Below are 26,068 nucleotides of genomic sequence, written 5' to 3'. Positions count from 1 at the left end.
TCAGCCCCCGAACCACCGCGCCGGCACGATCACCAGCTGCGGAAACGCCACCATCACGAACAGGATCGCGAACTCCGCGATCATGAATGGCACCACGCCGCGCGTGACATCGTCCATCGATATCTTCCCGACGCCGGCCACCACGTTCAGCACCGTGCCCACCGGCGGCGTGACCAGCCCGATCGAGTTGTTGATGATGAAGAGCACGCCGAAGTACACCGGGTCGATGCCCGCCGCCTTCACCACCGGCATGAGCACCGGCGTGAGGATCAGGATGGTGGGCGTCATGTCCATCGCGGTGCCCACGACCATCACGATCACCATGATCGCGATCATCAGCAGGATCTGGTTGCCCATGAAGGGCTCCAACAGGCCGACGATCTTGGAGGGCAGGTCGGCCACCGTGATGAGCCAGGCGCTCACCATCGCCGCGGCGATCAGGAACATCACGATCGCGCTGGTCTTGGCCGCGCTCACGAAGATGCCGTAGAGGTCGCGCCAGGTGATCTCGCGGTAGATGACTGTCGAGACGAAGAGCGCATACACCGCGGCCACGACCGCGGCCTCGGTCGGCGTGAACACGCCCATGCGCAGGCCCACGAGGATGATGATCGGCAGCATCAGCGCCCAGATCGCCTTGCGGAAGGTGGCGAAGATCTCGGCCGACGACTTGCGCGGCGGCGGCACGATCTTCTCGCGCCGCACGAGCCAGGCCCAGGTGAGCCACAGCGCCGCGCCGATCATGAGGCCGGGCACGATGGCCGCGAGGAACAGCTTCGAGATCGACACGTTGGCCGCCACGCCGAAGATCACCAGCCCGATGCTCGGCGGAATCACCGGCCCGATCACGCCCGTGGCCGCAATGAGGCCGGCCGCGCGCGGCTTGTCATGGCCGGCCTTCACCATCATCGGCAGCAGCAGCGCGGTGAGCGCGGCGGCGTCGGCCACGGCCGAACCCGAGAGCGCCGAGAGCAGGCAGCCGGCCATGATGGTCACGTAGCCGAGCCCGCCCTTCACATGGCCGACCACCGCGAGCGCGAAGTCGACGATGCGCTTCGAAAGGCCGCCGACGTTCATGATCTCGCCGGCCAGCATGAAGAAGGGCACCGCCAGCAGCGGAAAGCTGTCGGCGCCGCCGATCACGTTCTGCGCGAGGATCTGCGCATCGAAGAGATCCAGGTGCCACATGAGCGCCACGCCGCTTGCGAGCAGGGAGAAGGCGATGGGAATGCCCATCGCCATGGCCAGGAGGAGGGAGCCGACAAAGACGAGGATGGTCATTTGCGCGCTCCCGGCGTCTCGTTCTGCGAACCCAGGATCTGCTGGAGCTGCACGGCTTCTTCCGACTCCTGCACCATCACCAGTTCGTTCTCGGCGATGCGCCCGGTAAGCAGGCGCAGCAGGTCGAGCGCAAGGATGAAGCCGGCCAGCACCGAGAACACCACGCCCGACGCATACACGATGGCCATCGACGCGCCGGTGACCGGCGCCGTCACGTCCCAGTTGATGCGCGCCTGCGCCATGCTGCCCTGGAACAGCAGCCACACGATGTAGAGCATCACGACGTGGCCGACGGCCAGGCAGATCTTCTTGCCGATGGGTGGCAGCTTCTGCACCACCATGTCCACGCCCAGGTGGCCGTGCTCCTTCAGCGCGACCACCGCGCCGAGGAAGGTCATCCAGATGAAGAGCCAGCGCGAGACTTCCTCGGACACCGTGATGCCCGAGTTGAAGCCGTAGCGCAGCACCACGTTGCCGAACACGAGCACCACCATGACCGCGAGCGCGGCCGCGATCAGCGCCTCGATGCCGGTGCAGCACCGGTCGATCCAGCGACTCATGGCGCGGCCGCGGCCAAGGCTGTTCTTTGCATCTCCACCAGCGCGCGCAGCGCGGCCAGGTACGACAGCGGCCCGAGCCCCTGCACCGTGCCCTTGACCGCCGGCGAGATGATCGAGTGCGCGCGCCACGCTTCGCGCGCGGCGATGTTGGACATGTGCACCTCGATGGTCGGGAAGGGCATGGCCTTGATCGCATCGTGCAGCGGCACGCCGTGCTGGGTGAGGCCCGCGGGGTTGACCAGCGCGCCTTGCGCATCGTCGATGTGCGTGTGCAGGAAGTCGATGAGGTCGCCTTCGTGGTTCGACTGGATCGTCTCCAGCGTCACGCCGAGTTCGCCCGCGAGCGACTGCAGCTGCGCGTTGATTTCGGCGAGCGTGGTCTTGCCGTAGATGTGAGGTTCGCGGCGGCCGAACAGGTTGAGATTGGGGCCGTGGAGGACGAGTATCTTCATGGGGAGCTTCGGTGAGGGGCTTTTTTTGCTTACTTGCGGATGCGTGCGAGCTCGTCGTTGTAGAGCTTGACGATGGCGGGGTCGTACTGAGCAGCGAACTTGTCGACGACCGGCTTGGCGACAGTGCGCATGCGGGCCTGCTCGGCGGGGGTGAGTTCGTTGAACTGGGCGCCCTTGGCCTGCAGGTCGCCCACGGCCTTCTGTGCTGCGGCGCGGCTCACTTGCCTTTGATAGCCGCGTGCCTCGTTGGCCGCGTCGTTCATCATCTTCTGCTCGGCGGGGGTGAGCGAGTCCCAGAACTTCTTGCTCACCAGCACGATGTTGGCCGCGTAGACATGGTTCGTGGCGCTGACGAACTTCTGCACTTCGTAGAACTTGTTCGAGAGGATGACGGCATAGGGGTTCTCTTGACCGTCCACCGCCTTCGCTTCGAGCGCGCCATACAGCTCCGCAAAGGGCATCGGCACCGGGTTGGCCTTGAAGGCCTTGAAGGTTTCAAGAAACACCGGGTTGGGGATCACGCGGATCTTCAGGCCTTCGAGGTCTTCGGGCTTGGTGATGGGGCGCTTGCTGTTCGTCACGTTGCGAAAGCCCAGGTCCCAGTAGCCGAGAGCGACGAGGCCTTTCTCGGGGAGCTTGGCGATGAGGGCTTGGCCGAGAGGCCCATCGAGCAATGCATCGGCCTGCGCAAACGAATTCACCGAGAAGGGAAAGTCGACAAGCCCGAACTCCTTGACGATGCCTGCGAGCGAAGTGGTCGCAGGCGCCGACATCTGCTGCACGCCGCCCTGAAGAGCTGATTGCTGCTGCATCTCGTTGCCCAGCTGGGAGGCGGGGAACTCCTGGACCTTCATCTTGCCGCCGCTCTTGGCCGAGAGCAGTTCGGCGAATCGCTTGACGCCGAAGCTCACGGGATGGTCGGCGTTGTTCAGATGGCCGAAGCGGATCACGCGATCCTGCTGCGCCCACGACGGAGCGGCAAGGCCGACGCAGAAGCTGGCAATGGCAAGCGTACGAAGAAGTTTCACAAGAGGTCCTCAAGGAAGATGGAAAAACCGATTGGGCGCGATTATGGATTTTCTTGGAAAGCGTTTCCACTATGGAAATCCCTTCCCTGTCTGTTACGCTCCGCCGGGCAAGATCACCGTCGTCTGTGAAATGAAATTCGAAAGAGCGATATGAGCGGGATACTGGAACGCAGCTTCAAGGTGCTGGAATACCTGGCCGAACATCCGGAGGGCTGCGCGCTCTCTGCCCTGGCGAGCGAATTGGAGATACCGCTGAGCGCGTCGCACCGGCTGCTCACGGAACTCATTCGCTGCGGCTACGTGCGGCAGGACCCGCGCGATGGCCACTACCTGCTGACCATCAAGCTCGTCTCGATCAGCCTGTCGTTCCTGAGCCGCTCGGGCATCGTCGACATTGCCCAGCCCCTGCTCGACCAGTTGGCCTCGGCCTCGGGCGAACTGGTGCGGCTGGCCGTGGTCGATGGCGACGACCTCACTTTCGTGGCCAAGGCGCAGGGCGCCACACGCGGCCTTCGCTACGACCCGGACATGGGCCTGTCGGTCAACCTCTCGTGCAGCGCGGCCGGCCACGCATGGCTCTCGACGATGAGCGAGGACGCCGCCACCGTGCTCGTCGCGAAGAAGGGACTGGGCACGCCGCAGGACTACGGTCCCAAGGCGCCCACTTCCATCAAGGGCGTGATGGCCTTCGTGAAGGCCGCGCACCAGCGCGGCTTCAGCATGATCAATGAAGTGTTCGCGCCGGGCATGACGGCCATGGCCGCGCCGGTGCGCGGCGCCGACGGCACGGCCATCGGCGTCGTCACCATCGCGGGGCCGCTGAGCCGCCTGACGCCGCAACGGATGGAAGCGCTCGGACCCGCGCTTCTTCAGACCGCCGAAGACGTTGCGCGTGCCAGCGGCGCATCGGCGTTGTTCAAGAAAAGAGCCTAAGTCGGCTTACATAAAAGGAGACAAACCATGAAGAGAGATTCGATTCGCAAGCTCGCGATGCTGGCCACCATTGCGGCCGCCGCCGCATTCGCCACCGGCAGCGCGTTCGCGCAGATCAAGGAGCGCACGCTCAAGTTCGCGTTCCAGAACCAGACCGGCCATCCGCAGGCGCAGGGCGCGCAGAAGTTCGCCGACATCGTCGCGGCCAAGTCGGGCGGCAAGATCACTGTGAAGCTGTTCGCGGGCGGCTCGCTCGGCGGCGACCTGCAGACGGTGTCTGCATTGCAGGGCGGCACGGTCGAGATCACCGTGCTCAACGCCGGCATCCTTTCCGCGCAGGTGAAGGAGTTCGCGGCCTACGACTTCCCGTTTCTCTTCAACAGCGGCAAGGAAGCCGATGCCGTCACCGACGGCCCCTTCGGCCAGAAGCTGATGGCCAGGCTCGAAGAGAAGGGCCTGCACGGCCTGGGCTACTGGGACCTGGGCTTTCGCAACCTCACCAACAGCAAGCGGCCGATCGTGAAGGCGGACGACATCGCGGGGCTGAAGATCCGCGTCATCCAGTCGCCGATCTACATCGACCTCTTCGGCGCGCTCGGTGCCAACGCCACGCCGCTGCCCTTCCCCGAGCTCTATCCGGCGCTCGACCAGAAGGCGGTCGACGGGCAGGAGAACCCGAACACGACGATCCTCTCGTCCAAGTTCGCCGAGGTGCAGAAGTACATCACCCAGACGCGCCACATCTACAACCCGCAGGCGCTCCTCGTCAGCAAGAAGACCTGGGACGGCATGAGCGCCGAAGAGAAGAAGATCATTTCCGACGCCGCCGCCGAGGCCACCGTGTTCCAGCGCCAGGCTTCGCGCGGCGCGGCCGACAGTGCGCTCGATGCGCTCAGGAAGGCCGGCATGACCGTCTCCGAACTGCCGCCCGAAGAAATGGCCAAGCTGCGCGCCAAGGTGAAGCCGGTCATCGACAAGTACTCGGCCTCGGTGGGCGAAGCCACCGTCAAGGAACTGATGGCCGAGATCGAGAAGGCGCGCAAGTAAGCCGGATCAGACGATCCGCACCGACAGGTTGGGCAGCCCGTCGATGTGGATTTCGATCAGATCGCCGCGCACCACCGGCCCCACGTTCTCGGGCGTGCCCGAGTAGATGATGTCGCCGGGCATCAGCTCGAAGGCCTGCGACAGCCGGCTGATCTGCTCGGCGACCGACCAGATCATGTACTTGAGCGTGGCGTTCTGCTTCGTTTCGCCATTCACCTTGAGCCAGATCGCGCCATCGGCGAAATGGCCGACCTTCGCCACCGGATGGATCGGTCCAATGGGCGCTGAGTGATCGAAGCTCTTGCCGATTTCCCACGGCTTCTTCTGGTCGCCCATTTCGCGCTGCAGGTCGCGGCGCGTCATGTCCAGGCCTAGCGAGTAGCCGTACACATGGTCGAGCGCGCTCGCCGCCGGAATGTTCTTGCCGCCCTTGGCGAGCGCAACGACCAGTTCCACTTCGTAGTGGTAGTTCTTGGTCAGCGTGGGGTAGGGGTGGTCGGCCACCTTGCCCGGTGTCACGACCTGGATCGCGTCGGCCGGCTTTTGAAAGAAGAAGGGCGGCTCGCGCGTCGGGTCCGAGCCCATCTCGCGCGCATGGGCGGCGTAGTTGCGGCCGATGCAATAGATGCGGCGCACCGGGTACACCTGTTCGCTGCCGACGATCGGCACGGTCGAGACGGCGACATCGAAAGGCGTGGACGCCGTGCGCCCCGCACCGGCGGGCAGCGCGCAACCGGCAATGGCGCCCGTGGCCATGGCGGCCGAGCCGGCCAGGAGGCCGCGGCGTGATGAGGTGTTGGACATGGTCTGTGTCTCCTTCGGGGTTATGTCTGAAAGCGCGTCGTCGATTCTGGGATGACGCACGGCCGCCGCGCCGCACGCATCTACGCAAAAACAGGACGCAAACAACACGCGGCCCAGACCCATCGCCCCTGCCTCTCGCTACCATCGCGCCATGCCGGCTCCCCATCAGTCCAGCACCTCCAGCTCCCGCCTCTACGGCATGCAGGAGCGTGCGAACCATCTCGACTTCGACATCCGCTTCGAAGGCGCGCGCGACGTGCTCGCGCGGCCGCACCGGCACGAGTACTTCCAGATCCAGGTGAGCATCGAAGGCGGCGAGCAGCAGCTCATCGGCGGCGCGGTGCGGCCGTTCCGCGCGGGGCATCTGAGCTTCGTGCTGCCGTATCGCGTGCACGTGGTGCCGCATCCCGTCGGCGCACGCTACGCCATCGTGAACTTCGACCAGGGCTTTCTCTGGCCCGAACTTGCCGTCGAGCCGCTCGACCTCGAAGAGGTGTCCGTCGCGCGGCATCCCGAACTCGCGCCGTTCCTCTTTCAGGAGTACGTCGACTTCTCTTTCGACGAAGCGGATTTCGCGCGCATCCTGCGCTGGCTCGATGAACTCTCCGCACTGAACCGCGCACGGGGTTTCGCCACGGCGGGCGCGATCCGCGGCATCCTGCTGCAGCTCATCGCGCTGGCCTGCCAGCGACACGAGGAAGCGTTGCTGGAGCAGGCCGCACACCACAGCGGCCGCAGTTCGCGGCGCGATGCGCTGCAGCGTGTGATGCGCTATGTGCGCGAGCACCTGAGCGAAGAGATGTCGCTCAACGAAGCGGCGGCTGCGGCGATGCTGTCGCCCAACTACCTCGCGCACCTGCTCAAGAAGCAGACCGACCGCACCTTCACCGAACTCGTCACCGAGCGGCGGCTGGAGCGCGCAAAGGAATTGCTGCTGACCTCCAGCGTCCGCATCGGCGACATCGCGCAGCAATGCGGCTTCAGCGATGCCGACTATTTCAGCCGGCGCTTTCGCCAGCAGATCGGCGTCACGCCAAGGCAGTTCCGCCAAGGCGCGGGCGCGCCGGCTGCTGCTGCCGTTGTTACTTCTTCATCGCCTTGATGTCGGCCTTGCCCTTGCTCTCTTCGGCCTTGGCCTGCTTCACGCAGGCGGACTTGGCGTCGCCCTTCTGGTCGTCGCACTTTTCCTTGGCGATGTCGTAGGCGGCTTCGACCTTGGCCTCGGCCACCTTGCGTGCGTTGCTGTCGCTGGGCCGTACCTTCTGATCGAGCTCGGCCTTGGCGATCTTTTCCTTGCCCTTGGCTTCCTCGACGCAGACGTCTTTTGCGTTGTCCTTCATGGCATCGCAGGCGGCCTTGTCGGCCTTGTAGTCGGCGGCGATCTTGTCGCGACCGGCCTTGAGCTCCGCCACGGCGGGGTCCATCGTTGCCGCCGGAGGCGGGGTTGTTTGCGCATGGGCCGCAAGTGCCATGAAGCACGACGCGGTCGCGCATATCCGCAGGAACTTTTGCATGGTCATCTCCTTGACGCCGGTGTTGGTTGTTGCATCGGGTCCGGCGCCTGAAAACATCCTAGGAAGCGGCGGCGGGCAGGTGGTAGGACGCCTCGTGAACCAGCCGTAAGCACATGCTGACGCGACGGCCGGCGTGTGCGCACGCATGCACCTTCTCCGGCAAGAGATGGCGATGGAGATGAAGGTGGCGACCGCGCTGCGCCTCAGTGTGCGCTGGCGGCGATGTTGCGTATTTCGCTGTGCAGGGCACGCTGCCCCGAAGCCAGCGCGGCCTCGTAGCTGTCGGCTGCATCGAAGGCGCTGCGAAGCACGGTCGGGTTCGCGCCGTTCGCATCGGTTTCCAGCAGCCGCCAGACGAAGGAGCCGGGCACCGGCTCCTCGATGATGAGTTCGATCGGATGTGTCATGGCCCGACGATGTTCCCTTGGAAATCGGGTGTCTGTAGGCCAAGTCTGAATTTTCCAGAGGTCTCGCAAGGGGGCGAAAGCCGCGTGTGAAACGTAGTGTGTTCGTTTTCAAGGCCGACACAGAGGCATACGCAATGTGTGTCCGAGGCGCGAGGTGCGGCGAACAATCCGCTCGTTCTTTCCCCAACCCCCTCCACTTCCTTGTTCAGAACAACATCACCATGAGCATTCGATCCAATGTAGTTCTCGCCGTTGCGGCGGTTGCGGCCTCGGTCGCCGTTCTCACTTTTGCCGCACCGCCCCCGGGTGGCGACGTTCCCGCGGGCGCCGCGCAGCAGGCGCCCGAATTCCAGAACATCGACAAGTGGCTCAACTCCGAGCCGCTGAAGCTGCAGGACCTGCGCGGCAAGGTCGTGCTCGTCGACTTCTGGACCTACACCTGCATCAACTGCCTCAATCACCTGCCGTACGTCAAGGACTGGAACGCGAAGTACAAGGACAAGGGCCTCGTCGTCGTGGGCGTGCACACGCCCGAGTTCGCCTACGAGAAGTCGACCAAGAACGTGCAAGACGCGATCAAGCGCCTGCAGATCCAGCACGCGGTGGCGCAGGACAACAGCTATGGCACCTGGAAGGCCTTCAACAACCAGTACTGGCCTGCGGTCTACCTGATCGACAAGCAGGGAAAGATCGTCTATTCGCACTTCGGCGAAGGCAGCTACGGCACGACGGAGAAAAAGATCCAGGCGCTGCTGGCCGAGCCGTCGCCGGTGGCTGGTGGTGCTGCTGCTGCCACCGGAGGCTGAGATGATGAAGCTCTGGTTCGCGCTCCTCTTCTTCGCGGGCGGCTTCGCACACGAAGTCCGCAACCCGGTGAGTTGTCAATGCATCACGGCCCGCGAATTCGTGGGCACCCGCAAACGCCGTCGTACGTGAAGCGGCGGGCCGCTCAGTCGTCCCGCGCTTCGACCGCCGAAGCGAAGACATAGCCTTCGCTGCGCACCGTCTTGATGTAGCGCGGCTCGCGCGCATCGTCGCGCAGCCGCTGGCGCAGGCGGCTCACCAGCAGGTCGATCGAGCGCTCGAAGAGCTCCGCCTCGCGGCCCTGCGTGAGGCTGAGCAACTGGTCGCGGCTCAGCACCTTCTGCGGATGGTCGAGAAACACGCGCAGCAGGCGGTACTCGGCGCCGCTCAGCGCCACCATCGTGCCGCTGTCGTCCAGCAGGTGGCGCGCCACCGTGTCCACATGCCAGTCGCCGAAGGCCAGCTTCTGCGACGGCTCGACCGCGCCCATGTTCGGAGGCAGCATGCGCGTGCGCCGCATCACCGAGCGGATGCGCGCGAGCAGCTCGCGCGCCGAGAAAGGCTTGGCCAGGTAATCGTCGGCGCCCATCTCAAGGCCCAGGATGCGGTCGGCCTCTTCGCTGCGCGCGGTGAGCATCAGGATCGGCGTGGCCTTGTACTTGCCGGTGCGGAGGTCCCGGCACAGCGTGAGCCCGTCTTCGCCCGGCAGCATCAGGTCCAGGATGATGAGGTCGAACGGCCCCGACTCCTCCAGCGCCGCGCGCATGTGCCGGCCGGTGGGCACCGCCACCACGCGCAGACCGTTCTTGACCAGGTAGGTCGTGAGCAGTTCGCGGATTTCCCGGTCGTCGTCGACGATGAGGATGTGGTCGGAGGTCTTTGGGGTCATGGCTGTGGGTGAGGTGTGAAGTGCGCCGCAGCCGGAATGTATCTCGCCCGCCGCGAACGGGCAGGGGGTTTGTATTCGCAAGTATCTGCAGGCGGAGGCCGCGACACTATGTTTCGCGTCCTCCGCCCGGCGAGGCCGCTAGCGCAGCGACCTGAACGCAGCCCGGATCTCGACCGCGAACAGCTCAGGCTGCTCCCACGCCGCGAAGTGGCCGCCCTTGTCCACCTCGTTGAAATAGATCAGGTTGCGGTACGCCCGCTGGGTCCAGCTCTTGGGCGCGCGATAGATCTCGCCGGGGAACACCGTCACCGCCGCGGGGATCGCGATGTCGACCGCGTTGAAGTTGTTGGCGTTGTTCTCCCAGTAGAGCTGCGCGCCCGAGGTCGCGGTCTTCGTCACCCAGTAGAGCGTGATGTCGTCCAGCATCTCGTCGCGGGTGAAGGCCTTGTCGGCATCGCCGCCGCTGTAGGTCCACTCGTTGAACTTGTCGTAGAAGAAGGCGGCCAGCCCGGCGGGCGAATCTTCCAGCGCATAGCCCAGGGTCTGCGGGCGCGTCACCATCATGGCCGCGTAGCCGCCGCCCTTGGTGTAGAGGTACTTGAGCGATTCGAACGCGGCCTTCTCCTTCTCCGAGAGGCCCGCTGGCGCGGGGTCGCCGTTGTTGAGGGCCTTCGCCACGTCCGGCGGCACCGTCGCGGGCATGTTCACATGGATGCCCAGCAGCCCCTGTGGTGCCTGGCGCGCCATCTTGTCGGCGACCACCGAACCCCAGTCGCCGCCCTGCGACACATAGCGCGTGTAGCCCAGGCGCTTCATCAGCACATCCCACGCGGTCGCGATGCGGTCGGCGCCCCAGCCGGTGCTTTGCGGCTTGCCCGAGAAACCGTAGCCGGGCATCGAGGGCAGCACGAGGTGGAAGGCGTCTTCCGCGCGGCCGCCGTGCGCCGTCGGGTCGGTGAGCGGGCCGATGACCTTCAGGAGCTCCATCACCGAGCCCGGCCAGCCGTGCGTGATGACCAGCGGCATCGCGTTCGCATGACGCGAGCGCACATGCACGAACTGGATGTCGAGCCCGTCGATCTCGGTGATGAACTGCGGCAGGGCGTTCAGCCGCTTCTCCACCTTGCGCCAGTCGTAGCCCGTGCCCCAGTAGCGCACCAGCGGCTGCAGCTTCTCGAGCCGCACGCCCTGCGTCTGGTCATTGACCGTCTCGCGGTCGGGCCAGCGCGTGGCCTGGATGCGGCGGCGCAGGTCGGCCAGCACGGCCTCGGGCACATGGATGCGGAAGGGGCGGATCGACGTGTCGCCGGTCGGTGCGCGGGGCTTCGTCGTGGCGGGCACATCAACGGCAGCCGAAGCGCCCGGGCCCTGTGCGAAAGCCGGGTTGGAGAGCAGCCCGAAACCGGCGGCACCCGCCACGGCGGTGGTGGCGAAGAAGTGGCGCCGCGTGGGCGCTGGAGGCACAGAAGAAACAGAAGACATGGTGATCTTTCTTTCGTCGAGTGAGTGAAGTGAAGAGGCCTTGCGGGCCGCCCGAATGAACGGACGGGCGCATCTTTGGCCGTGCCTTCCCTCTCCGATCCGAAGGCTGTATGCCCGTGTATCGACGCGAGAAATCCACACACTACGTTTCATCGGAAAGCCGATGGCAGGAAGCGGTGCGTTCGAGGAGAGATGCCGCCATTGCGATCCCGGCGCAGCCCGGCAGTGAAACGTACTGTGTGGGTTTCTTCGGCAGATACAGAGGCATACGCAAGGTGCGCCGCAAGGACGGGGGCGGCCCAACAATCCGGTCCGTTCCCAACCAACCCCTCCAAGGAAACACCATGACCTCCACCGAAAAGATCCTCTACACCGGCAAGACCCACACCACCGGCGGCCGCGACGGCGCCTCGACCAGCAGCGACGGCCGCCTGGACGTCAAGCTCTCTTCCCCCGGCGGCCCGGGCACCGGCACCAACCCCGAGCAGCTCTTCGCCGCCGGCTGGTCCGCCTGCTTCATCGGCGCCATGGGCCTGGCAGCCGGCAAGCTCAAGATCAAGCTGCCCGCCGATCTGGCCGTGGACACCGAGGTGGACCTGGCCAACACCGACGGCGCCTACTTCCTCAAGGCCCGCCTGAACGTCAGCGTGCCCGGCATCGAGCGCGAGGTTGTCCAGTCGCTGGTGGATGCGGCGCACCAGACGTGCCCGTACTCCAAGGCCACGCGCGGCAACATCGACGTCACGATCAACGTGGTCTGACAGGACGCATGACGGGCCGACCGGGTAATGTTCCATGTCGCTTCTTGCTGCTGAACACACTGCGATACATGCGATGGGCTTTCGGGCGAGGCCCGGGTCTATAAACGAGCCCATGTCCACCCCACCCGCCAGCCCCGCCGTTGTGAATCCTCCTGCAAGCACCGCCGGCGGCTTGCACCGGCTGGTGCCGCGGTCGCTCTTCTCCCGCGTGACGCTGATCATCGTGGTGGGCCTGGCGATTGCCCAACTGCTTACCTTCGCCGCCATCCGCTACGAGCGCGACATGGCGATGCGCGAGCTGATGATGATCGGCATCGAGCGCGACATCGCCAGCTCGGTCGCCATCCTCGACCGCCTGCCCGCCGCCGAACGCCCGAGCTGGCTCGAGAAGCTGGAGCGGCGCAACTACCGCTTCGTGCTGGGCGGCATGGCCGAAGGCGTGCCCCCCGAATCGCTGCTGTCGCAGCAGTTCGCCACCGCCATCGTCGACGCGATGCGGCCGTTCGAGATCGTCAAGGTCGGGCAGGTGGCCCGTCCGCCTGAGGGCCTGCAGATCCAGGTGCGGCTGCACGATGGTTCTTCTGTCGTGGTGCACGCCATGCGCGTGGGGATGCCGGTGTCGAGCTGGGTAATGTGGGTGCTCGTGATCCAGTTGCTGGTGCTGGCCGTCTGCGCCTGGTTCGCGGTGCGGCTGGTCACGCGGCCACTCGCCGAGCTGGCCGCCGCGGCCGACGACCTGGGCCCCGACCTCAAGGCACAGAAGCTCGCGGAAGAAGGCCCCACCGAGGTGGCACACGCCGCGCGCGCCTTCAATGCGATGCAGCAGCGCATCGGCGGCTACATGTCCGAACGCGTGGAGATCCTGGCCGCCATCTCGCACGACCTGCAGACACCGATCACGCGGATGCGGCTTCGCACCGAGATGATGGACGACGAGCACGACCGCACCAAGTTCCGCCAGGACCTGGACGCGATGAATTCGCTGGTGCGCGAAGGCGTGACCTATGCGCGCACCCTGCACGGCGCCACCGAGCCGCCGCTGCGCATGGATGCCGACGCGCTGCTCGAAAGCATGCTGGCCGACTACGAGGACGCCGGCAAGACGGTGCACCTCGAAGGCAAGGCGGGCACGCCGATCGTCGGCCGCCCGAACGCGATGCGCCGCATCGTCATGAACCTTATCGACAACGCGCTGATCTTCGGCAGCGATGTGCGGGTGCGCGTGCAACCCGGTGATGGGCAACTGGCCATCGCCGTGGTCGACAACGGCCCCGGCATTCCGCCCGACGAACTGGATGCGGTGCTCAAGCCCTTCTACCGCGTCGAAAGCTCGCGCAATCGCAGCACCGGCGGCACCGGCCTCGGCCTTGCCATCGCGCACCAGTTGGCGATGGCGATGGGCGCCGAACTCAAGCTGCAGAACCGCCCCGAAGGCGGACTGGAGGCACGCCTGACCATGCCCACGCGAATCACCTAGAGGAAGCGGGCCGCGCACGCTGCGGCCGTTTCCGCCCACTTGTTTTTTGCAACCGCGGCTCGTGCGTCGAGACCGTGAAGACCCCGCACGCCCCGAGGGCGCGCACCGACCGCTACAAACGAGACCCGAACCATGCTGCTGCTCCTTCTCATTGCCTACCTGGGCGGGGTGCTCACCATCCTGAGCCCCTGCATCCTGCCGGTGCTGCCCTTCGTGTTCGCACGCGCCGACCGCCCGTTCCGTTCGCACGGCCTGCCGATGCTGCTGGGCATGGCGGTGGCCTTCGCCGCCATCGCCACGCTGGCGGCAGTCGGTGGCGGCTGGGTGGTCACGGTCAACGAGTACGGGCGCTACGCGGCGATCGCGATGCTCGCGCTCTTCGGCGTGACGCTGCTGTTCCCGAGCCTGGCTGACCGCATGAGCCGGCCACTGGTCGCGCTGGGCATCCGCCTGGCCGAAGCGCAACCCGACGGTCCGAATGCCAAGGCCTCGGTGTTCTCGCCGCTGCTGCTGGGCATCGGCACGGGTCTGCTCTGGGCGCCGTGCGCGGGTCCGATCCTCGGCCTCATCCTGACGGGTGCTGCGCTCAACGGCGCGAGCGTCGGCACCACCGTGCTGCTGTTCGCGTACGCGGCCGGTGCCTGCACCTCGCTGGCGGCGGCGCTGCTGTTCGGCGGACGCTTGTTCGCAGTCATGAAGCGGTCGCTGCACACCGGCGAGTGGGTGCGTCGCCTGGCCGGCGTTGCCGTGCTGGTGGGCGTTGGCGCGATCGCGCTGGGGCTCGACACCGGCGTGCTCAGCCAGCTCTCGGTGGGCACCACCTCGGCACTCGAGAAAGCGCTCGTGGAGAAGATCGACATGCCGAAGCCGCAACCGCAATCCACGCCCTTGGTCGAATCTTCCCCGCAGCAACAAGACACCGGCCTCGTGAAGACAGCCGCCGTGCTCCCTGAACCGGCGCCCGTGCGCAAGCTCGGCATAGAGGGGCAGTTCCCTTCGCTTGCCGGTGCGACCGAATGGATCAACTCGCCACCGCTGACCCCCGAGTCCCTGCGCGGCAAGGTCGTGCTGGTCGACTTCTGGACCTACTCGTGCATCAACTGCCTGCGCACGCTGCCCTACGTGCGCGCATGGGCCGAGAAGTACAAGGACGCGGGGCTCGTCGTCCTCGGCGTGCACTCGCCGGAGTTCGCGTTCGAGAAGCGATCGACCAATGTACGCAAGGCAACGAAGGACCTCGGCATCGAGTTCCCGGTGGCGCTGGACAACGACTTCAAGATCTGGCGCGGCTTCGACAACCAGGCCTGGCCCGCGTTCTATTTCATCGATGCAGAGGGCCGCATCCGCTATCACCAGTTCGGCGAGAACCGCTACGACAAGGCCGAGCAGATCCTCCAGCAGTTGCTCGCCGAAGCGGGGCAACGCAACCTGCCGGCTGGCGTGGTCGCACCGAAGGGCGAGGGCACGCAGGCCGCGCCGGGCGACGAACTCGCGATGTCGGGCGAGACCTATGTGGGCGCCGAGCGTGCGCAAGGCTTCGCATCGCCCGGTGGTCTCGTAAACGGCCGCGCGCATGTCTACCAAAGCCCTGCGATGCTGCGCACGAACCAGTGGGCTTTGGCCGGCGAATGGACCGTGGAGTCCGAGCGCGCCGTGTCGAACCAGCCGAACGGTCGCATCGCTTACCGCTTCCAGGCGCGTGATCTGCACCTTGTGCTCGGCCCCATGGCGGATGGCAAGCCGGTGCGCTTCCGCGTGCTGATCGACGGCAAGGCGCCGCTCGCGGACCACGGTGCCGACACCGATGCAGAGGGCTACGGAACCATCGAGGCGCAGAAGCTTTACCAGCTCGTTCGCCAGACGAAGAGCGGCAAGGACCGGTTGTTCGAAATCGAATTCCTCGACGGTGGGGCGCAGGCTTACGCGTTCACGTTCGGCTGAAGGAAGCCATTCAGGGCGGCGATCGCGCCGACGGGGTACCTTGCTCCGCGAATGTCCCCCGCCTGCGGCCTCCTCCTTGATTTCGCTGCGCAAGGCACCCCATCGGCACGTTCGTTTTCAGAGCCGTCGTTGATCAGCGATACACCCGCGGCGCGCGCGAGTGCGCAGGGCATCGGGTGCTCCCCGCAGCGAAATCAAGGAGGAGGGCGAAGCCCGGGGGACATTCGCGGAGGGGAGTACCCGGTGGCCTGTGCACCCACCCTGACCAGCAGCTTGCGTTCAGAGCAACCCGAGCGTCAACGCCTTCAACGTAGCCGCAGCCCGCGTCGTGCATTCGAGCTTGCGAAAGATGTTCTCCAGATGCGCACGCACGGTGCTCGGGCTGATGCCCAACACACGCGCCGCCTCCTTGTTGCTGTCGCCCAGGCTGATGCGCCCGAGCACTTCGACTTCGCGGCTGGAGAGAAGCGCGGCTGCTTCGCTCGATGGCGCATGCATGGCGCCGCTCTGCGGATGTCCCGTCAGTACAGCAACAGCCGCCGCATCGAGCCGCCCAAGTTCCGCCTCGCGTTTCAGCGCCGCAATCGCATCGGCTTCATCGAGCGCAGCCTGCCCCGGACGGCTGGTGCGCAACAACACCCAATGCGCAGCGACGGCCAACACACGCCCCGCCACATCGATGGCCGGTCCCTTGATGCCGCGGAAAAAACCTGAGCCGTCGAGGCGCTCGTCCACGAACGAGGCGATCTCCGCTTCGGTTCGCAGCGTGCCGATGCGGCGCGCCGCGCGGTCCGTCCAGTAGGGCACGAGCCGCAGGCGCTCCTTGTCGGCTTCGCTGCGCACGGTCGGCGAATCCCACACCGCATTCGGCACCGACGCGCGGCCGATGCCGTGGATGAGCGCCGCGCGCCGCACCTGCCCCTGCTCGACATCGCCCAGCCCCACGCCGGCAGCGCATGCGAACGCGGCATCGGCCACGCGGCGGGAGAAACCGGTCATCCACGGCAGCTTGAGGTCGATCACGTCGGCGATCAGTTCGAGCGATGCGGTCGCCTCGCGCAGTGCATCGGAGGGCGACTGCATGTCGGCCGCCGCACCTTGCTCCAGCGCGTGCAGCCAGTCGACCGCGTGCTGTTGCACCGCATCGACCACGAAGGCCGGATAGCGCGCATCGGCGCGGTCGGCGATGTAGCGCAAGGCATTGCTCAGGCCATGCACGCGCGAGAAGATTTCAAGGTCGCCCGCGACCGAGACGATGAACACCTCTTCGGGAATTTGCGAGGCGCGCAGGCCGTGCGGCTTGCCCTGCCCGTTGAAGGTCTCGAACATGTGGCGCAGCGTGCGCTCGACTTCGGGCGGCATGCCCAGCGTGCGTGCGATGTCGCCGGACACCTCGCAATGGATCTCCGCCATCGGACCGACGGAGGCCGCAAGCTCGGCCGCGGCGCTCGCCGATGCGTTCGAGAGCATCGCGCGGCGCCCGCCGACGTCGTCGCCCATCAGGTCGGAGAACTCGGGCGCATTCGCGGTGCAGCCCGACCATCGCAAGAGCGACGCGCAGGCCGCATGGCCTTGCACCGTCGCATCGCGGCCGAGGGCGGCGGCGAGCTGCGAGGCGATCCACGCGGTGCGGGCCGAATGATCGATGGGTTGCCCCATGCTCAGGTCGCCGACGAATGCAAGGGCCTTGATGGCGTCGAAGACCGGGATGTGGGGCGCAGGCTGCACGGGAGAAATCGAAGAATAAAAGGAAGAGGGCGCGCCGGCCTGGGCCAGCGCGCCGGGCACCTTACTTGGATTGGTTCACGGCGTCCAGAATCACCTGCGCCACCTTGGCCGGCTGCGATTGCTGCGGCACGTGGCTGCTGTTGACCGAGGTGACGGTCGCGCCGATCTTCTTGGCCATGTCGCGTTGCAGCGCGGGCTGGATCATGTGGTCCGAATTCGCGACCAGGAACCACGAGGGCTTGGTCTTCCAGGCGGCCACGGTCAGCTTCTGCTCGAACGACTTGCCCTGGATCGGACCCTGCGTCGCGGTCATCACCGAGGTGGCGGCTGCGGGAAGGTCCTGTGCGAAGTGCTTGGCCATGCCTTCCTTCGTGAGCGACAGGAAGCCGCTCGCATCGGCCTTGATGTGCGCGAAGCCGGGCGCGGCCGGGTAGTCCTTGCCGAGCTCGGCCGAGGTCTGGCCCGCATCGGGTGCGAAGGCCGCGATGTAGACCAGCGACGACACCTTGTCGTTCGCGCCGGCCTCGGTGATGACCGAGCCGCCCCACGAGTGGCCGACCAGCACGACCTTGCCGGGCTGCGCATCGATGGCGCGCTTGGCAGCGGCCACGTCGTCGTCGAGCGAAGTGAGCGGGTTCTGCACCGCCACCACGTTCACGCCCTTGGCCTGCAGCAGCGGGATCACCTTAGCCCAGTCGGAGCCATCGGCGAACGCACCGTGGACGATGACCACGCTGGGCTTGTCGGCAGCGGTGGCGCCGGTGGCGAAGGAGAGGCCGATGGCGAGGGCAGCGGCGGCGAGCTTGAAGCGTTGAGCGGTTTTCATGAGGGTCCTGAAGAAAGGGTTGGAAGCAGTAGTGAAGGGGAGCCCGTACTGTCGTCGCGCGGGGTTTTGAACGCCATTGGACGAATGTCCTACCGGCGCCGGCTGGGTCCTTGTCACTCAGGGTTTGCCCTTGGTTTCGGGTCCGGTGGTTCGGACGGACATCCGGCTGCGTATCCGGATTCTCGGCAGGCCGAAGGGTCAAGGGCGGCGCCGATCCTCATGAAATCAACGGCTTAGCGCGCTTCGGACGGCGGCTTGCGCATGGCATATCGATTGCTGAGTTCACGGGAGCGGCCGCGCGACCCGATGAGGTGCCGGCCATGACACAGGAGACAAACCGACAGCCCCAGGCGACCTTGAGCCTGCGGTGACCGGCAGGCGGACCGATGCGTTCGTGCTGCCGGGCCGCACTGCGGCAGCCAGCGTTTGCATCCCCCGTCGATCGTTTTGCAGGTGCCCGGCCGCGTGCCGCCGGTGCCAGAAATTTTCTAGGAGATACCCGTGGACTCTCAGGCCGCACCCAAGCCCTTTTACAAATCCCTCTACTTCCAGGTCATCACCGCCATCGTGCTCGGGGTGCTGCTGGGCCACTTCTGGCCCGACACCGGCGCCTCGATGAAACCGCTGGGCGACGGCTTCATCAAGCTCATCAAGATGATCATCGCGCCGATCATCTTCTGCACGGTGGTGGTGGGCATCGCCGGCATGGAAGACATGAAGAAGGTCGGCAAGACCGGGGGCCTCGCGTTGCTCTATTTCGAGGTCGTGAGCTCCATCGCGCTGGTGGTGGGCCTGGTGATCATCAACATCGTGCGACCCGGCGCCGGCATGAATGTCGACGTGAGCCAGCTCGATGCGAAGAGCGTCGCGGCCTACACCGGCCCCGGCAAGATGCAGAGCACCACGGACTTCCTGCTCAACGTGATTCCCAACACGGTGGTCGATGCCTTCGCCAAGGGCGAGATCCTGCAGGTGCTCTTGATCGCGGTGATGTTCGGCTTCGCGCTGCACAAGTTCGGCGGCCGCGGCACGCTGGTGTTCGACGTGATCGAAAAGGGCTCGCACGTGCTCTTCGTGATCGTGGGCTACATCATGAAGGTCGCGCCCATCGGTGCCTTCGGCGCCATGGCCTTCACCATCGGCAAGTACGGCGTGAGCTCGCTGCTGCAGCTGGGCCAGCTGATGGCCACCTTCTATCTGACCTGCCTCTTGTTCATCTTCGTGGTGCTGGGAGGAATCGCGCGGTTCCACGGATTCAGCATCTGGAAGTTCATCAAGTACATCAAGGAAGAACTGCTGATCGTGCTGGGCACCTCGTCGAGCGAATCGGTGCTGCCGCGCATGATGGCCAAGCTGGAGAACCTGGGCGCCAAGAAGTCGGTGGTCGGGCTGGTGGTGCCCACGGGCTATTCGTTCAACCTCGATGGCACCTCGATCTACCTGACGATGGCCGCGGTGTTCATCGCGCAGGCGACCAACACCGACATGACGCTCACGCAGCAGCTCACGCTGCTGGCCGTGCTGCTGCTCACCTCGAAGGGCGCGGCGGGCGTCACTGGCAGCGGCTTCATCGTGCTGGCGGCCACACTCTCGGCCGTGGGCCATGTGCCGGTGGCGGGGCTCGCGCTCATCCTGGGCATCGACCGCTTCATGTCGGAAGCCCGCGCGCTGACCAACCTGATCGGCAATGGCGTGGCGACCGTGGTGGTCGCCAAGTGGACCGACGACCTGGACACGGTGCGCATGAACCGCATCCTGAACCAGGAGAGCACCGCCGAGGCCGAGGAGCCCGAGCAGGTGCTCGACGCGACCGAGGTGCACATGCCCGCCGGTCCGGCGCGCTGAACCGCAACGAAGTCGCTTCACTTCCTCTCTCGCTCTCGCATCAACCCCCAAAGGAGACTCTCATGTCAGACGAAATCGTGATCGTGGCCGCGCAACGCACGGCGGTCGGCAAGTTCGGCGGCGCGCTCGCCGGCACAGCCGCCCCCGATCTGGGCGCGCATGTGGTGAAGGGGCTGCTCGAGAAGGCCGGCGTGGCGGGCGATGCGGTGTCGGAAGTGATCATGGGCCAGGTGCTCGCGGCCGGCGCGGGGCAGAACCCGGCGCGGCAGACGGTCATCAAGGCCGGGCTGCCCATCGGCGTGCCGGGCCTCACCATCAACAAGGTCTGCGGCTCGGGCCTGAAGGCCGTGATGCTCGCGGCGCAGGCGGTGAAGTGCGGCGATGCGGAAATCGTCGTGGCCGGCGGCCAGGAGAACATGAGCGCCGCGCCGCATGTGCTCCCCAACTCGCGCAACGGCCAGCGCATGGGCGACTGGAAGCTGGTCGACACGATGATCGTGGACGGCCTCTGGGACGTCTACAACCAGTACCACATGGGCACCACGGCCGAGAACGTGGCCAAGAAGTACGGCATCACGCGCGAGATGCAGGACGCGCTTGCGCTCGCCTCGCAGCAGAAGGCCGCGGCCGCGCAGGATGCCGGCCGCTTCAATGACGAGATCCTTCCGTTCAGCATCGCGCAGAAGAAGGGCGACCCCATCGTCTTCTCGGCCGACGAGTTCGTGAACCGCAAGACCAACGCCGACGCGCTCGCCGGCCTGCGCCCCGCGTTCGACAAGGCAGGTTCGGTGACCGCCGGCAATGCCTCGGGCCTGAACGACGGCGCCGCCGCGGTGCTGGTGATGTCGGCCTCGCGCGCCGCCGCGCTGGGCCTCAAGCCGCTCGCCGTGATCCGCGCCTATGCGAGCGCGGGCCTCGATCCCTCGCTCATGGGCATGGGCCCGGTGCCGGCTTCGCAGCTCGCGCTCAAGAAAGCGGGCTGGAAGGCGCAGGACCTCGACCTGATGGAAATCAACGAAGCCTTCGCCGCGCAGGCCTGCGCGGTGAACCAGCAAATGGAGTGGGACACCAGCCGCATCAACGTGAACGGCGGCGCCATCGCCATCGGCCACCCGATCGGCGCCTCGGGCTGTCGCGTGCTGGTGACGCTGCTGCACGAAATGCGCCGCCGCGGCGCGAACAAGGGCTTGGCCTCGCTGTGCATCGGCGGCGGCATGGGCGTCGCTCTGGCCGTCGAACGCGCCTGATCCGATTTTTTCATCACACGAAGAAGGAGCAAGCCAATGAGCAACAAACAACAAGTGGTCCTGGTCACCGGCGGCATGGGCGGCCTGGGCGAGACGATCTCCACCAAGATGGTCGACGCGGGCTACAAGCTCGCGGTGACCTATTCGCCGGGCAACAAGTCGCACGCCGAGTGGGTGGCGCAGATGGCGTCGCGCGGCTACCAGATCCTGGCCGTGCCCTGCGACGTGGCCGACTACGACTCGTGCGCGGAGGCAGTGCGCCAGGTGCAGGAGGCGCTGGGCCCGGTCGATGTGCTGGTCAACAACGCTGGCATCACGCGCGACATGACCTTCAAGAAGATGGACCAGATCAACTGGAACGCCGTGCTGCGCACCAACCTCGACAGCCTGTTCAACATGAGCAAGCAGGTGGCCGACGGCATGGTGGAGCGGGGCTGGGGCCGCATCATCAACGTGTCGTCGGTGAACGGCTCCAAGGGCGCGTTCGGCCAGACCAACTACTCGGCCGCCAAGGCCGGCGTGCACGGCTTCACCAAGGCCTTGGCGCTCGAGGTGGCCAAGAAGGGCGTGACGGTGAACACCATCTCGCCCGGCTACATCGGCACCAAGATGGTCACGGCCATTCCGAAGGAAGTGCTCGACAGCAAGATCCTGCCGCACATCCCGGTCGGCCGTCTCGGCAAGCCCGAGGAAGTGGCGGGCCTCATCATTTACCTGGCTTCGGAAGAAGCCGCCTTCGTGACGGGCGCGAACATCGCCATCAACGGCGGCCAGCACATGCAATGAGCGCACGACCATGATTTGAAACGGCATCGACCAGGCGGCATTGATCCACAAGTTCACCTGTGCGACAGCCGCGCGATGGACCTGAGCGCATGCCGAGCCTGGACGAAATGTTGCAGGAAACGTCGCAGGATATGCCCCACCGGGCTGCCACTGATGCGGCCTTCACGGCCTTGTGCAATAACGGGCGCATGACTTCACGGGAGCCGGCACGGCGCTTCGATTTGCCTTCTCACACTCCCAGACGCTGGCGCGGCCTGCCCCGCTGGCTCGGCGCATTGGCGCTGGTGGCCGTGGCCGCCTTCGCCGGCCACCATGTCGCGATGCAGACCGGCCTTGCGCGCCTGCGCGATGCGGCCGACCACCGGCTCGACATGCTCGCCACGGGCCTGGACGCCGACCTGGCCCGCTTCGAGTATTTGCCCGCGCTGCTGGAGATGACGCCCATCGTCCCGGCGCTGCTCGGCACGCCTTCGGATGGCGCGCTGCGCGAGGCGGTCAACCGCTACCTGAACGGCGTCAATGCCGCGGCGGGCGCCGAGATGCTCTATGTGCTGGACGCCGGCGGCATCTCGCTCGCGGCCTCCGACTGGGACCGGCCCGGCACCACCGTCGGCCAGGACTTTTCGTTCCGCCCCTACGTGATCGATGCGCTCGGGCAGGGCCGGGGCCGCTTCTACGGCGTGGGCATCACCAGCCGCAAGCCCGGCTACTACCTGTCGTACGCGCTGCGCCGCGACCAGCCCACGCGCGGCGTGGTGGCCGTCAAGGTCAACCTGGAGGAGGCCGAGCGCGCCTGGCGCAAGCTCCCGGGCGACGTGGTGCTGATCGACCAGCGCGGCGTGGTGATCCTCTCCACCCGCGAAGACATCAAGTTCCGCCCGATGCTCCCGCTGGACGGCCTGCAGCGCGCCGAGGTGCAGCGCTCGCGGCCGTACGGCGAAGCCGCGCTGCAGCCATTGCAATGGGCGCAGAAGGAAGCATTGGCGCGCGACGTGCAGGTGATCACGCTCGACGGCGTGGACCAGCTCGCCTCCACGCGCAAGCTGCGCGGCGCGCCATGGCAACTGGTGGTGCTCGACGACCTGGCGCCGGTGCGGGTGGGCGCGCGCAACGCGGCTATCACCGCGAGCCTGGCGATGGCGGTGCTGCTGCTGATCGCCGTCACGCTGTGGCAGCGCCGCCGCGCCGTGCGACAGAAGCTCGCCAACCAGGCCGCGCTCCAGACCGCGCACGACACCCTCGAGTCGACCGTGGTGGCGCGCACCGCGCAGTTGCGCGCCGCACAGGGCGAGCTGCTGCACGCCGGCAAGATGGCGGCGCTCGGCCAGATGTCGACGGGCGTGGTGCACGAACTGAACCAGCCGCTCACCGCGATGCGCACGCTCTCGGAGAGCGCCGGCATCCTGCTCGACAAGAACCGCCTGGACGACGTGCGCGGCAACCTGCAGCGCATCCGCGGCATGGTCGATCGCCTCGCGCGGCTGACCTCTCAGCTCAAGACCTTCGCGCACAAGAGCGAGCTGCCACTGGCCGCGGTGCCGATGGCGCGTGCCATTGCCGATGCGCAGGTCATCGTGGCCGAGGCCACGAAGAAGAACGCCGTTGCCATCGAGGTCGACGTGCAGCCCGCGAGCCTGAGCGCGATGGCCGAGGAGGCCGCGCTCGGCAGCGTGCTCGTCAACCTGATGCGCAACGCCATCGACGCCATGCAGGACGCGCCTTCGCGCACGCTGCGCATCGAGGCACGGCCGCGGGAGGGCCGGGTGATCCTGCGCGTGAGCGACACCGGGCCGGGCATTCCGCAGGACATCCTGCCGCGCCTCTTCGAGCCTTTCGTCACCAGCAAGTCGGCGGGCACGGGCCTCGGGCTCGGCCTCGTGATCTCGGCACAATTGGTGCGCGCCATGGACGGCACGCTGCGCGCGGCCAACCAGCCCGAAGGCGGCGCCTGTTTCGTCGTCGACCTGCCTGCCGCCGTGCAGAACATCCTTATTCCCACCCCCACAGGAGTGATCAACAAGTGAGCGAAGCCCCTGCCATCCGGGTGATGCTGGTCGAGGACGACGAAGACGTCCGCCTCAGCACGACCCAGGTGCTGACCCTGGCCGGTTTCGAGGTCGAAGCCTTCAACAGCGCCGAGCGCGCGCGCAGCCACATCAGCTTCGGCGTGCCGGCCATCGTGGTCTGCGACGTGCGCCTGCCGGGCCTGAGCGGCACCGAGTGGCTGCCCCAGCTGCATGCGGCCGATGCCGAGCTGCCCGTGATCCTGGTCACCGGCCACGGCCACATCGCGATGGCGGTGCAGGCGATGCGCGAGGGCGCCTACGACTTCATCGAGAAGCCCTTCAGCTCCGAGCGGCTGGTGGCGATCGTGCGCCATGCCATCGAGCGCCGCCAGCTCTCGCTGCAGGTGCGCGCGTTGCGCGATGCGCTGGAGAACTGGAACGGCATCCAGTCGGTGCTGATCGGCCGCTCCGCACAGATGCAACTTGTGCGCCGCACCGTGATGACGCTGGCCGAGACCTCGGCCGATGTGCTCATCTACGGCGAGACCGGCACCGGCAAGGAACTCATCGCCCGCTGCCTGCACGACCACAGCGAACGCCGGCGCCAGCACTTCGTGCCGCTCAATTGCGGCGGCCTGCCCGAGGCGCTGGCCGAGAGCGAGCTCTTCGGCCACGAAGCCGGCGCCTTCACCAGCGCCAACCGCGTGCGGGTGGGCAAGTTCGAATACGCCAACGGCGGCACGCTTTTTCTGGACGAGATCGAGAGCATGCCGATGCCGGTGCAGATCAAGCTCCTGCGCGCGCTGCAGGAGCGCAGCATCGAGCGCATCGGCTCCAACAAGGCCATTCCTTTCGACTGCCGCGTGGTGGCCGCGAGCAAGGACGACCTGAAGGAAATGAGCGACCGCCAGAAGTTCAGGGCCGACCTGTACTACCGCCTGGGCGTGGCCTTCATCGAGCTGCCGCCGCTGCGCGAGCGCCGCGAAGACATTCCGCTGCTGTTCGAGCACTTCACGCTGCTGGCCGCGAGCCGCTACGAGCGCGCGGCGCCGCTGCTCACCAGCGCCCAACTGGCCGACCTGATGGCCTACGCGTGGCCAGGCAATGTGCGCGAACTGCGCAACGTGGCCGACCGCTTCGTGCTGGGGCTGCCCGGCGAGCGCCTCACGCAGGCGCGTGGAACGGGTGAAGGCTTGCCTGCACTGCCGCGCGCGCTGCCGCAGCAGGTCGAGGCCTTCGAGCGCGCGGTGATCGTCGAGGCGCTGCGCAAGCACCAGGGCGACCAGCCGGCCACGGCCACCGCGCTGGCGATTGCGCGCCAGACGCTGCACGACAAGCTCCGCAAGCTGGGAATCACGGCGGAGGAGTTCAAGTAGCCGCCGTTCAGGGCGGCGCGGCGATCACGCCGACGGCGGCTCCACCGGCAACGCACGCTTGTGCGCGCTCTTGCGGTGCGTCGACAGGATGATCGCGCGTGCCGCGGCCGACACCGGCTTGCCTTCGAGGAAGTCGTCGATCTCTTCGTAGGTGACGCCGAAAGCGTCTTCGTCGGGCTTGCCCGGCACCAGCGATTCGAGGTCGGCGGTCGGGATCTTGTGGACCAGTTCGTCGGGCGCGCCGAGCAGCGCCGCCACGGCACGCACGCGGCGCTTGTTGAGGCCGGTGAGCGGTGTGATGTCGGCCGCGCCGTCGCCGAACTTGGTGAAGAAACCCATCAGCGCCTCAGCCGCATGGTCGGTGCCGATGACGATGCCGTCGTGCGCGCCGGCCACCGCGAACTGGGCAATCATGCGCTGGCGCGCCTTGATGTTGCCCAGCACGAAGTCCTCGTGCGCCGCATCGCGGAACTTCAGCTCGCCGGCCTTCAGCGCGGCGAGCATGCCGTCGGCCGCGGGGCGGATGTCGACGGTGATCGTGCGGTCGGGCTTCATCACCGTGAGCGATCTCTGGGCTTCCGCTTCGTCCTTCTGCACGCCGTAGGGCAGGCGCATCGCGATGAAGGTGGCGTCGTAGCCTTCGGCGCGCAGCTTCTCGACGGCGCGCTGCGCGAGGCAGCCGGCGGTCAGCGAATCGACACCGCCGCTGATGCCGAGCACCAGCGTTTTCAGGCCGGTCTGCTTCAGGTAGCCGGCGAGGAAATCGACGCGCCGCGCGAGTTCGGCGGCGGCATCGAACACGGGGGCGACGTGCAGCGCCGCGATGATCTCGCGCTGCGTGGCATCGACGGGGGAAAGATCGGCGCTCATGGTT

At 66.5% G+C, this 26,068-nt stretch carries 25 protein-coding genes; 13 read left to right on the top strand and 12 right to left on the bottom strand.

Annotated features, from left to right (window positions below; translation table 11 throughout):
• Genes QFZ83_RS24960 through QFZ83_RS24945 form a run of 4 tightly spaced genes read right to left on the bottom strand, consistent with a single transcriptional unit; the run spans window position 1 to window position 3,321 of the window.
• On the bottom strand, window positions 1-1,281 hold the full coding sequence (locus QFZ83_RS24960) for a TRAP transporter large permease (RefSeq protein ID WP_307510895.1): 1,281 nt from the start codon (window positions 1,279-1,281) through the stop codon (window positions 1-3).
• Complete coding sequence (locus QFZ83_RS24955) at window positions 1,278-1,841, bottom strand: TRAP transporter small permease (protein ID WP_307510893.1); 564 nt, start codon at window positions 1,839-1,841, stop codon at window positions 1,278-1,280. Before QFZ83_RS24955 ends, QFZ83_RS24960 begins: the two co-directional genes overlap by 4 nt.
• Window positions 1,838-2,293, bottom strand: a complete 456-nt coding sequence (locus tag QFZ83_RS24950; protein WP_013539180.1) for a type II 3-dehydroquinate dehydratase — start codon at window positions 2,291-2,293, stop codon at window positions 1,838-1,840. Before QFZ83_RS24950 ends, QFZ83_RS24955 begins: the two co-directional genes overlap by 4 nt.
• Window positions 2,294-2,322: 29 nt before the next feature.
• On the bottom strand, window positions 2,323-3,321 hold the full coding sequence (locus QFZ83_RS24945) for a TRAP transporter substrate-binding protein (RefSeq protein ID WP_307510891.1): 999 nt from the start codon (window positions 3,319-3,321) through the stop codon (window positions 2,323-2,325).
• A gap of 150 nt (window positions 3,322-3,471) precedes the next feature.
• On the opposite strand from QFZ83_RS24945, the gene QFZ83_RS24940 reads away from it, so the two are divergent.
• Together QFZ83_RS24940 and QFZ83_RS24935 are read left to right on the top strand one after the other, a co-directional pair.
• On the top strand, window positions 3,472-4,254 hold the full coding sequence (locus tag QFZ83_RS24940) for an IclR family transcriptional regulator (RefSeq protein WP_013539182.1): 783 nt from the start codon (window positions 3,472-3,474) through the stop codon (window positions 4,252-4,254).
• Between the two features lie 27 nt (window positions 4,255-4,281).
• Window positions 4,282-5,301 carry a TRAP transporter substrate-binding protein gene (locus QFZ83_RS24935; protein WP_373424182.1) on the top strand — a complete coding sequence of 340 codons (1,020 nt, stop codon included), beginning with the start codon at window positions 4,282-4,284 and terminating at the stop codon, window positions 5,299-5,301.
• Window positions 5,302-5,307: 6 nt separating this feature from the next.
• On the opposite strand, the gene QFZ83_RS24930 is transcribed toward QFZ83_RS24935, so the two are convergent.
• Window positions 5,308-6,105, bottom strand: a complete 798-nt coding sequence (locus tag QFZ83_RS24930) for a fumarylacetoacetate hydrolase family protein (protein WP_307510890.1) — start codon at window positions 6,103-6,105, stop codon at window positions 5,308-5,310.
• 151 nt (window positions 6,106-6,256) lie between these two features.
• Between QFZ83_RS24930 and QFZ83_RS24925 the strand changes: the two genes are divergently transcribed.
• Entirely contained in the window at window positions 6,257-7,207 is a 951-nt protein-coding gene (locus QFZ83_RS24925; protein ID WP_307510889.1) for an AraC family transcriptional regulator, read from the top strand.
• On the opposite strand, the gene QFZ83_RS24920 is transcribed toward QFZ83_RS24925, so the two are convergent.
• Both QFZ83_RS24920 and QFZ83_RS24915 read right to left on the bottom strand, forming a co-directional pair.
• The gene (locus QFZ83_RS24920; protein ID WP_013539186.1) at window positions 7,188-7,619 is read right to left on the bottom strand and encodes a hypothetical protein; all 432 of its coding nucleotides are present in this window, start codon (window positions 7,617-7,619) and stop codon (window positions 7,188-7,190) included. The genes QFZ83_RS24925 and QFZ83_RS24920 overlap by 20 nt on opposite strands.
• A 203-nt stretch (window positions 7,620-7,822) precedes the next feature.
• Window positions 7,823-8,026, bottom strand: coding sequence for a hypothetical protein (locus QFZ83_RS24915; protein WP_013539187.1), 204 nt, complete (start codon window positions 8,024-8,026; stop codon window positions 7,823-7,825).
• Between the two features lie 221 nt (window positions 8,027-8,247).
• On the opposite strand from QFZ83_RS24915, the gene QFZ83_RS24910 reads away from it, so the two are divergent.
• The gene (locus tag QFZ83_RS24910) at window positions 8,248-8,832 is read left to right on the top strand and encodes a thioredoxin family protein (protein ID WP_013539188.1); all 585 of its coding nucleotides are present in this window, start codon (window positions 8,248-8,250) and stop codon (window positions 8,830-8,832) included.
• A gap of 4 nt (window positions 8,833-8,836) precedes the next feature.
• Complete coding sequence (locus QFZ83_RS24905; RefSeq protein WP_307510885.1) at window positions 8,837-8,962, top strand: hypothetical protein; 126 nt, start codon at window positions 8,837-8,839, stop codon at window positions 8,960-8,962.
• Between the two features lie 13 nt (window positions 8,963-8,975).
• On the opposite strand, the gene QFZ83_RS24900 is transcribed toward QFZ83_RS24905, so the two are convergent.
• Window positions 8,976-9,719 carry a response regulator gene (locus QFZ83_RS24900; protein WP_013539189.1) on the bottom strand — a complete coding sequence of 248 codons (744 nt, stop codon included), beginning with the start codon at window positions 9,717-9,719 and terminating at the stop codon, window positions 8,976-8,978.
• A 138-nt stretch (window positions 9,720-9,857) separates the two neighbouring features.
• Window positions 9,858-11,201, bottom strand: a complete 1,344-nt coding sequence (locus QFZ83_RS24895; RefSeq protein ID WP_307510884.1) for an epoxide hydrolase family protein — start codon at window positions 11,199-11,201, stop codon at window positions 9,858-9,860.
• A gap of 344 nt (window positions 11,202-11,545) precedes the next feature.
• Between QFZ83_RS24895 and QFZ83_RS24890 the strand changes: the two genes are divergently transcribed.
• From QFZ83_RS24890 to QFZ83_RS24880, 3 genes are all read left to right on the top strand, one after another.
• On the top strand, window positions 11,546-11,962 hold the full coding sequence (locus QFZ83_RS24890) for an organic hydroperoxide resistance protein (protein ID WP_306883126.1): 417 nt from the start codon (window positions 11,546-11,548) through the stop codon (window positions 11,960-11,962).
• A gap of 112 nt (window positions 11,963-12,074) precedes the next feature.
• On the top strand, window positions 12,075-13,439 hold the full coding sequence (locus QFZ83_RS24885; protein ID WP_307510881.1) for an ATP-binding protein: 1,365 nt from the start codon (window positions 12,075-12,077) through the stop codon (window positions 13,437-13,439).
• Between the two features lie 135 nt (window positions 13,440-13,574).
• Window positions 13,575-15,380: a cytochrome c biogenesis protein DipZ gene (locus QFZ83_RS24880; RefSeq protein ID WP_307512808.1), complete on the top strand. Its 1,806-nt coding sequence runs from the start codon at window positions 13,575-13,577 to the stop codon at window positions 15,378-15,380.
• Between the two features lie 279 nt (window positions 15,381-15,659).
• Here the strand turns inward: QFZ83_RS24880 and QFZ83_RS24875 are convergent, their stop codons facing one another.
• A complete protein-coding gene (locus tag QFZ83_RS24875) occupies window positions 15,660-17,108 on the bottom strand; it encodes an HD domain-containing phosphohydrolase (protein ID WP_307510880.1) in 1,449 nt (482 codons plus the stop codon).
• 61 nt (window positions 17,109-17,169) lie between these two features.
• Complete coding sequence (locus QFZ83_RS24870) at window positions 17,170-17,934, bottom strand: alpha/beta fold hydrolase (RefSeq protein WP_307510878.1); 765 nt, start codon at window positions 17,932-17,934, stop codon at window positions 17,170-17,172.
• A gap of 501 nt (window positions 17,935-18,435) precedes the next feature.
• Between QFZ83_RS24870 and QFZ83_RS24865 the strand changes: the two genes are divergently transcribed.
• The 5 genes from QFZ83_RS24865 (at window position 18,436) to QFZ83_RS24845 (ending at window position 25,194) form a co-directional block, all read left to right on the top strand.
• Complete coding sequence (locus tag QFZ83_RS24865) at window positions 18,436-19,779, top strand: dicarboxylate/amino acid:cation symporter (RefSeq protein WP_307510876.1); 1,344 nt, start codon at window positions 18,436-18,438, stop codon at window positions 19,777-19,779.
• Between the two features lie 62 nt (window positions 19,780-19,841).
• Window positions 19,842-21,026, top strand: coding sequence for an acetyl-CoA C-acetyltransferase (locus tag QFZ83_RS24860; RefSeq protein WP_307510874.1), 1,185 nt, complete (start codon window positions 19,842-19,844; stop codon window positions 21,024-21,026).
• A 36-nt stretch (window positions 21,027-21,062) separates the two neighbouring features.
• A complete protein-coding gene (gene phbB / locus QFZ83_RS24855) occupies window positions 21,063-21,812 on the top strand; it encodes an acetoacetyl-CoA reductase (RefSeq protein ID WP_013539197.1) in 750 nt (249 codons plus the stop codon).
• 188 nt (window positions 21,813-22,000) lie between these two features.
• On the top strand, window positions 22,001-23,836 hold the full coding sequence (locus QFZ83_RS24850) for an ATP-binding protein (protein WP_307510872.1): 1,836 nt from the start codon (window positions 22,001-22,003) through the stop codon (window positions 23,834-23,836).
• Window positions 23,833-25,194: a sigma-54 dependent transcriptional regulator gene (locus QFZ83_RS24845; protein ID WP_306882620.1), complete on the top strand. Its 1,362-nt coding sequence runs from the start codon at window positions 23,833-23,835 to the stop codon at window positions 25,192-25,194. The genes QFZ83_RS24850 and QFZ83_RS24845 overlap by 4 nt, the downstream gene beginning before the upstream one ends.
• Before the next feature lie 24 nt (window positions 25,195-25,218).
• Here QFZ83_RS24845 and nadE read toward each other — a convergent pair whose 3' ends face one another.
• Entirely contained in the window at window positions 25,219-26,064 is an 846-nt protein-coding gene (gene nadE / locus QFZ83_RS24840) for an ammonia-dependent NAD(+) synthetase (protein WP_307510871.1), read from the bottom strand.
• Window positions 26,065-26,068: the final 4 nt, after the last annotated feature.

This window comes from Variovorax sp. W1I1, assembly GCF_030815625.1.
Lineage (GTDB): Bacteria > Pseudomonadota > Gammaproteobacteria > Burkholderiales > Burkholderiaceae_C > Variovorax > Variovorax paradoxus_C.
Note: the sequence above shows the minus strand (reverse complement) of the source record. Positions and strands in the feature narration are given on the sequence as shown.

What these genes read in the sequence shown, in the direction of transcription:
- QFZ83_RS24960 (WP_307510895.1), bottom strand. Translation starts at nt 1,281, where the DNA reads ATGACCATCCTCGTCTTTGTCGGCTCCCTCCTCCTGGCCATGGCGATG.
- QFZ83_RS24955 (WP_307510893.1), bottom strand. Translation starts at nt 1,841, where the DNA reads ATGAGTCGCTGGATCGACCGGTGCTGCACCGGCATCGAGGCGCTGATC.
- QFZ83_RS24950 (WP_013539180.1), bottom strand. Translation starts at nt 2,293, where the DNA reads ATGAAGATACTCGTCCTCCACGGCCCCAATCTCAACCTGTTCGGCCGC.
- QFZ83_RS24940 (WP_013539182.1), top strand. Translation starts at nt 3,472, where the DNA reads ATGAGCGGGATACTGGAACGCAGCTTCAAGGTGCTGGAATACCTGGCC.
- QFZ83_RS24935 (WP_373424182.1), top strand. Translation starts at nt 4,282, where the DNA reads ATGAAGAGAGATTCGATTCGCAAGCTCGCGATGCTGGCCACCATTGCG.
- QFZ83_RS24930 (WP_307510890.1), bottom strand. Translation starts at nt 6,105, where the DNA reads ATGTCCAACACCTCATCACGCCGCGGCCTCCTGGCCGGCTCGGCCGCC.
- QFZ83_RS24925 (WP_307510889.1), top strand. Translation starts at nt 6,257, where the DNA reads ATGCCGGCTCCCCATCAGTCCAGCACCTCCAGCTCCCGCCTCTACGGC.
- QFZ83_RS24920 (WP_013539186.1), bottom strand. Translation starts at nt 7,619, where the DNA reads ATGCAAAAGTTCCTGCGGATATGCGCGACCGCGTCGTGCTTCATGGCA.
- QFZ83_RS24915 (WP_013539187.1), bottom strand. Translation starts at nt 8,026, where the DNA reads ATGACACATCCGATCGAACTCATCATCGAGGAGCCGGTGCCCGGCTCC.
- QFZ83_RS24910 (WP_013539188.1), top strand. Translation starts at nt 8,248, where the DNA reads ATGAGCATTCGATCCAATGTAGTTCTCGCCGTTGCGGCGGTTGCGGCC.
- QFZ83_RS24905 (WP_307510885.1), top strand. Translation starts at nt 8,837, where the DNA reads ATGAAGCTCTGGTTCGCGCTCCTCTTCTTCGCGGGCGGCTTCGCACAC.
- QFZ83_RS24900 (WP_013539189.1), bottom strand. Translation starts at nt 9,719, where the DNA reads ATGACCCCAAAGACCTCCGACCACATCCTCATCGTCGACGACGACCGG.
- QFZ83_RS24895 (WP_307510884.1), bottom strand. Translation starts at nt 11,201, where the DNA reads ATGTCTTCTGTTTCTTCTGTGCCTCCAGCGCCCACGCGGCGCCACTTC.
- QFZ83_RS24890 (WP_306883126.1), top strand. Translation starts at nt 11,546, where the DNA reads ATGACCTCCACCGAAAAGATCCTCTACACCGGCAAGACCCACACCACC.
- QFZ83_RS24885 (WP_307510881.1), top strand. Translation starts at nt 12,075, where the DNA reads ATGTCCACCCCACCCGCCAGCCCCGCCGTTGTGAATCCTCCTGCAAGC.
- QFZ83_RS24870 (WP_307510878.1), bottom strand. Translation starts at nt 17,934, where the DNA reads ATGAAAACCGCTCAACGCTTCAAGCTCGCCGCCGCTGCCCTCGCCATC.
- QFZ83_RS24860 (WP_307510874.1), top strand. Translation starts at nt 19,842, where the DNA reads ATGTCAGACGAAATCGTGATCGTGGCCGCGCAACGCACGGCGGTCGGC.
- phbB (WP_013539197.1), top strand. Translation starts at nt 21,063, where the DNA reads ATGAGCAACAAACAACAAGTGGTCCTGGTCACCGGCGGCATGGGCGGC.
- QFZ83_RS24850 (WP_307510872.1), top strand. Translation starts at nt 22,001, where the DNA reads ATGACTTCACGGGAGCCGGCACGGCGCTTCGATTTGCCTTCTCACACT.
- nadE (WP_307510871.1), bottom strand. Translation starts at nt 26,064, where the DNA reads ATGAGCGCCGATCTTTCCCCCGTCGATGCCACGCAGCGCGAGATCATC.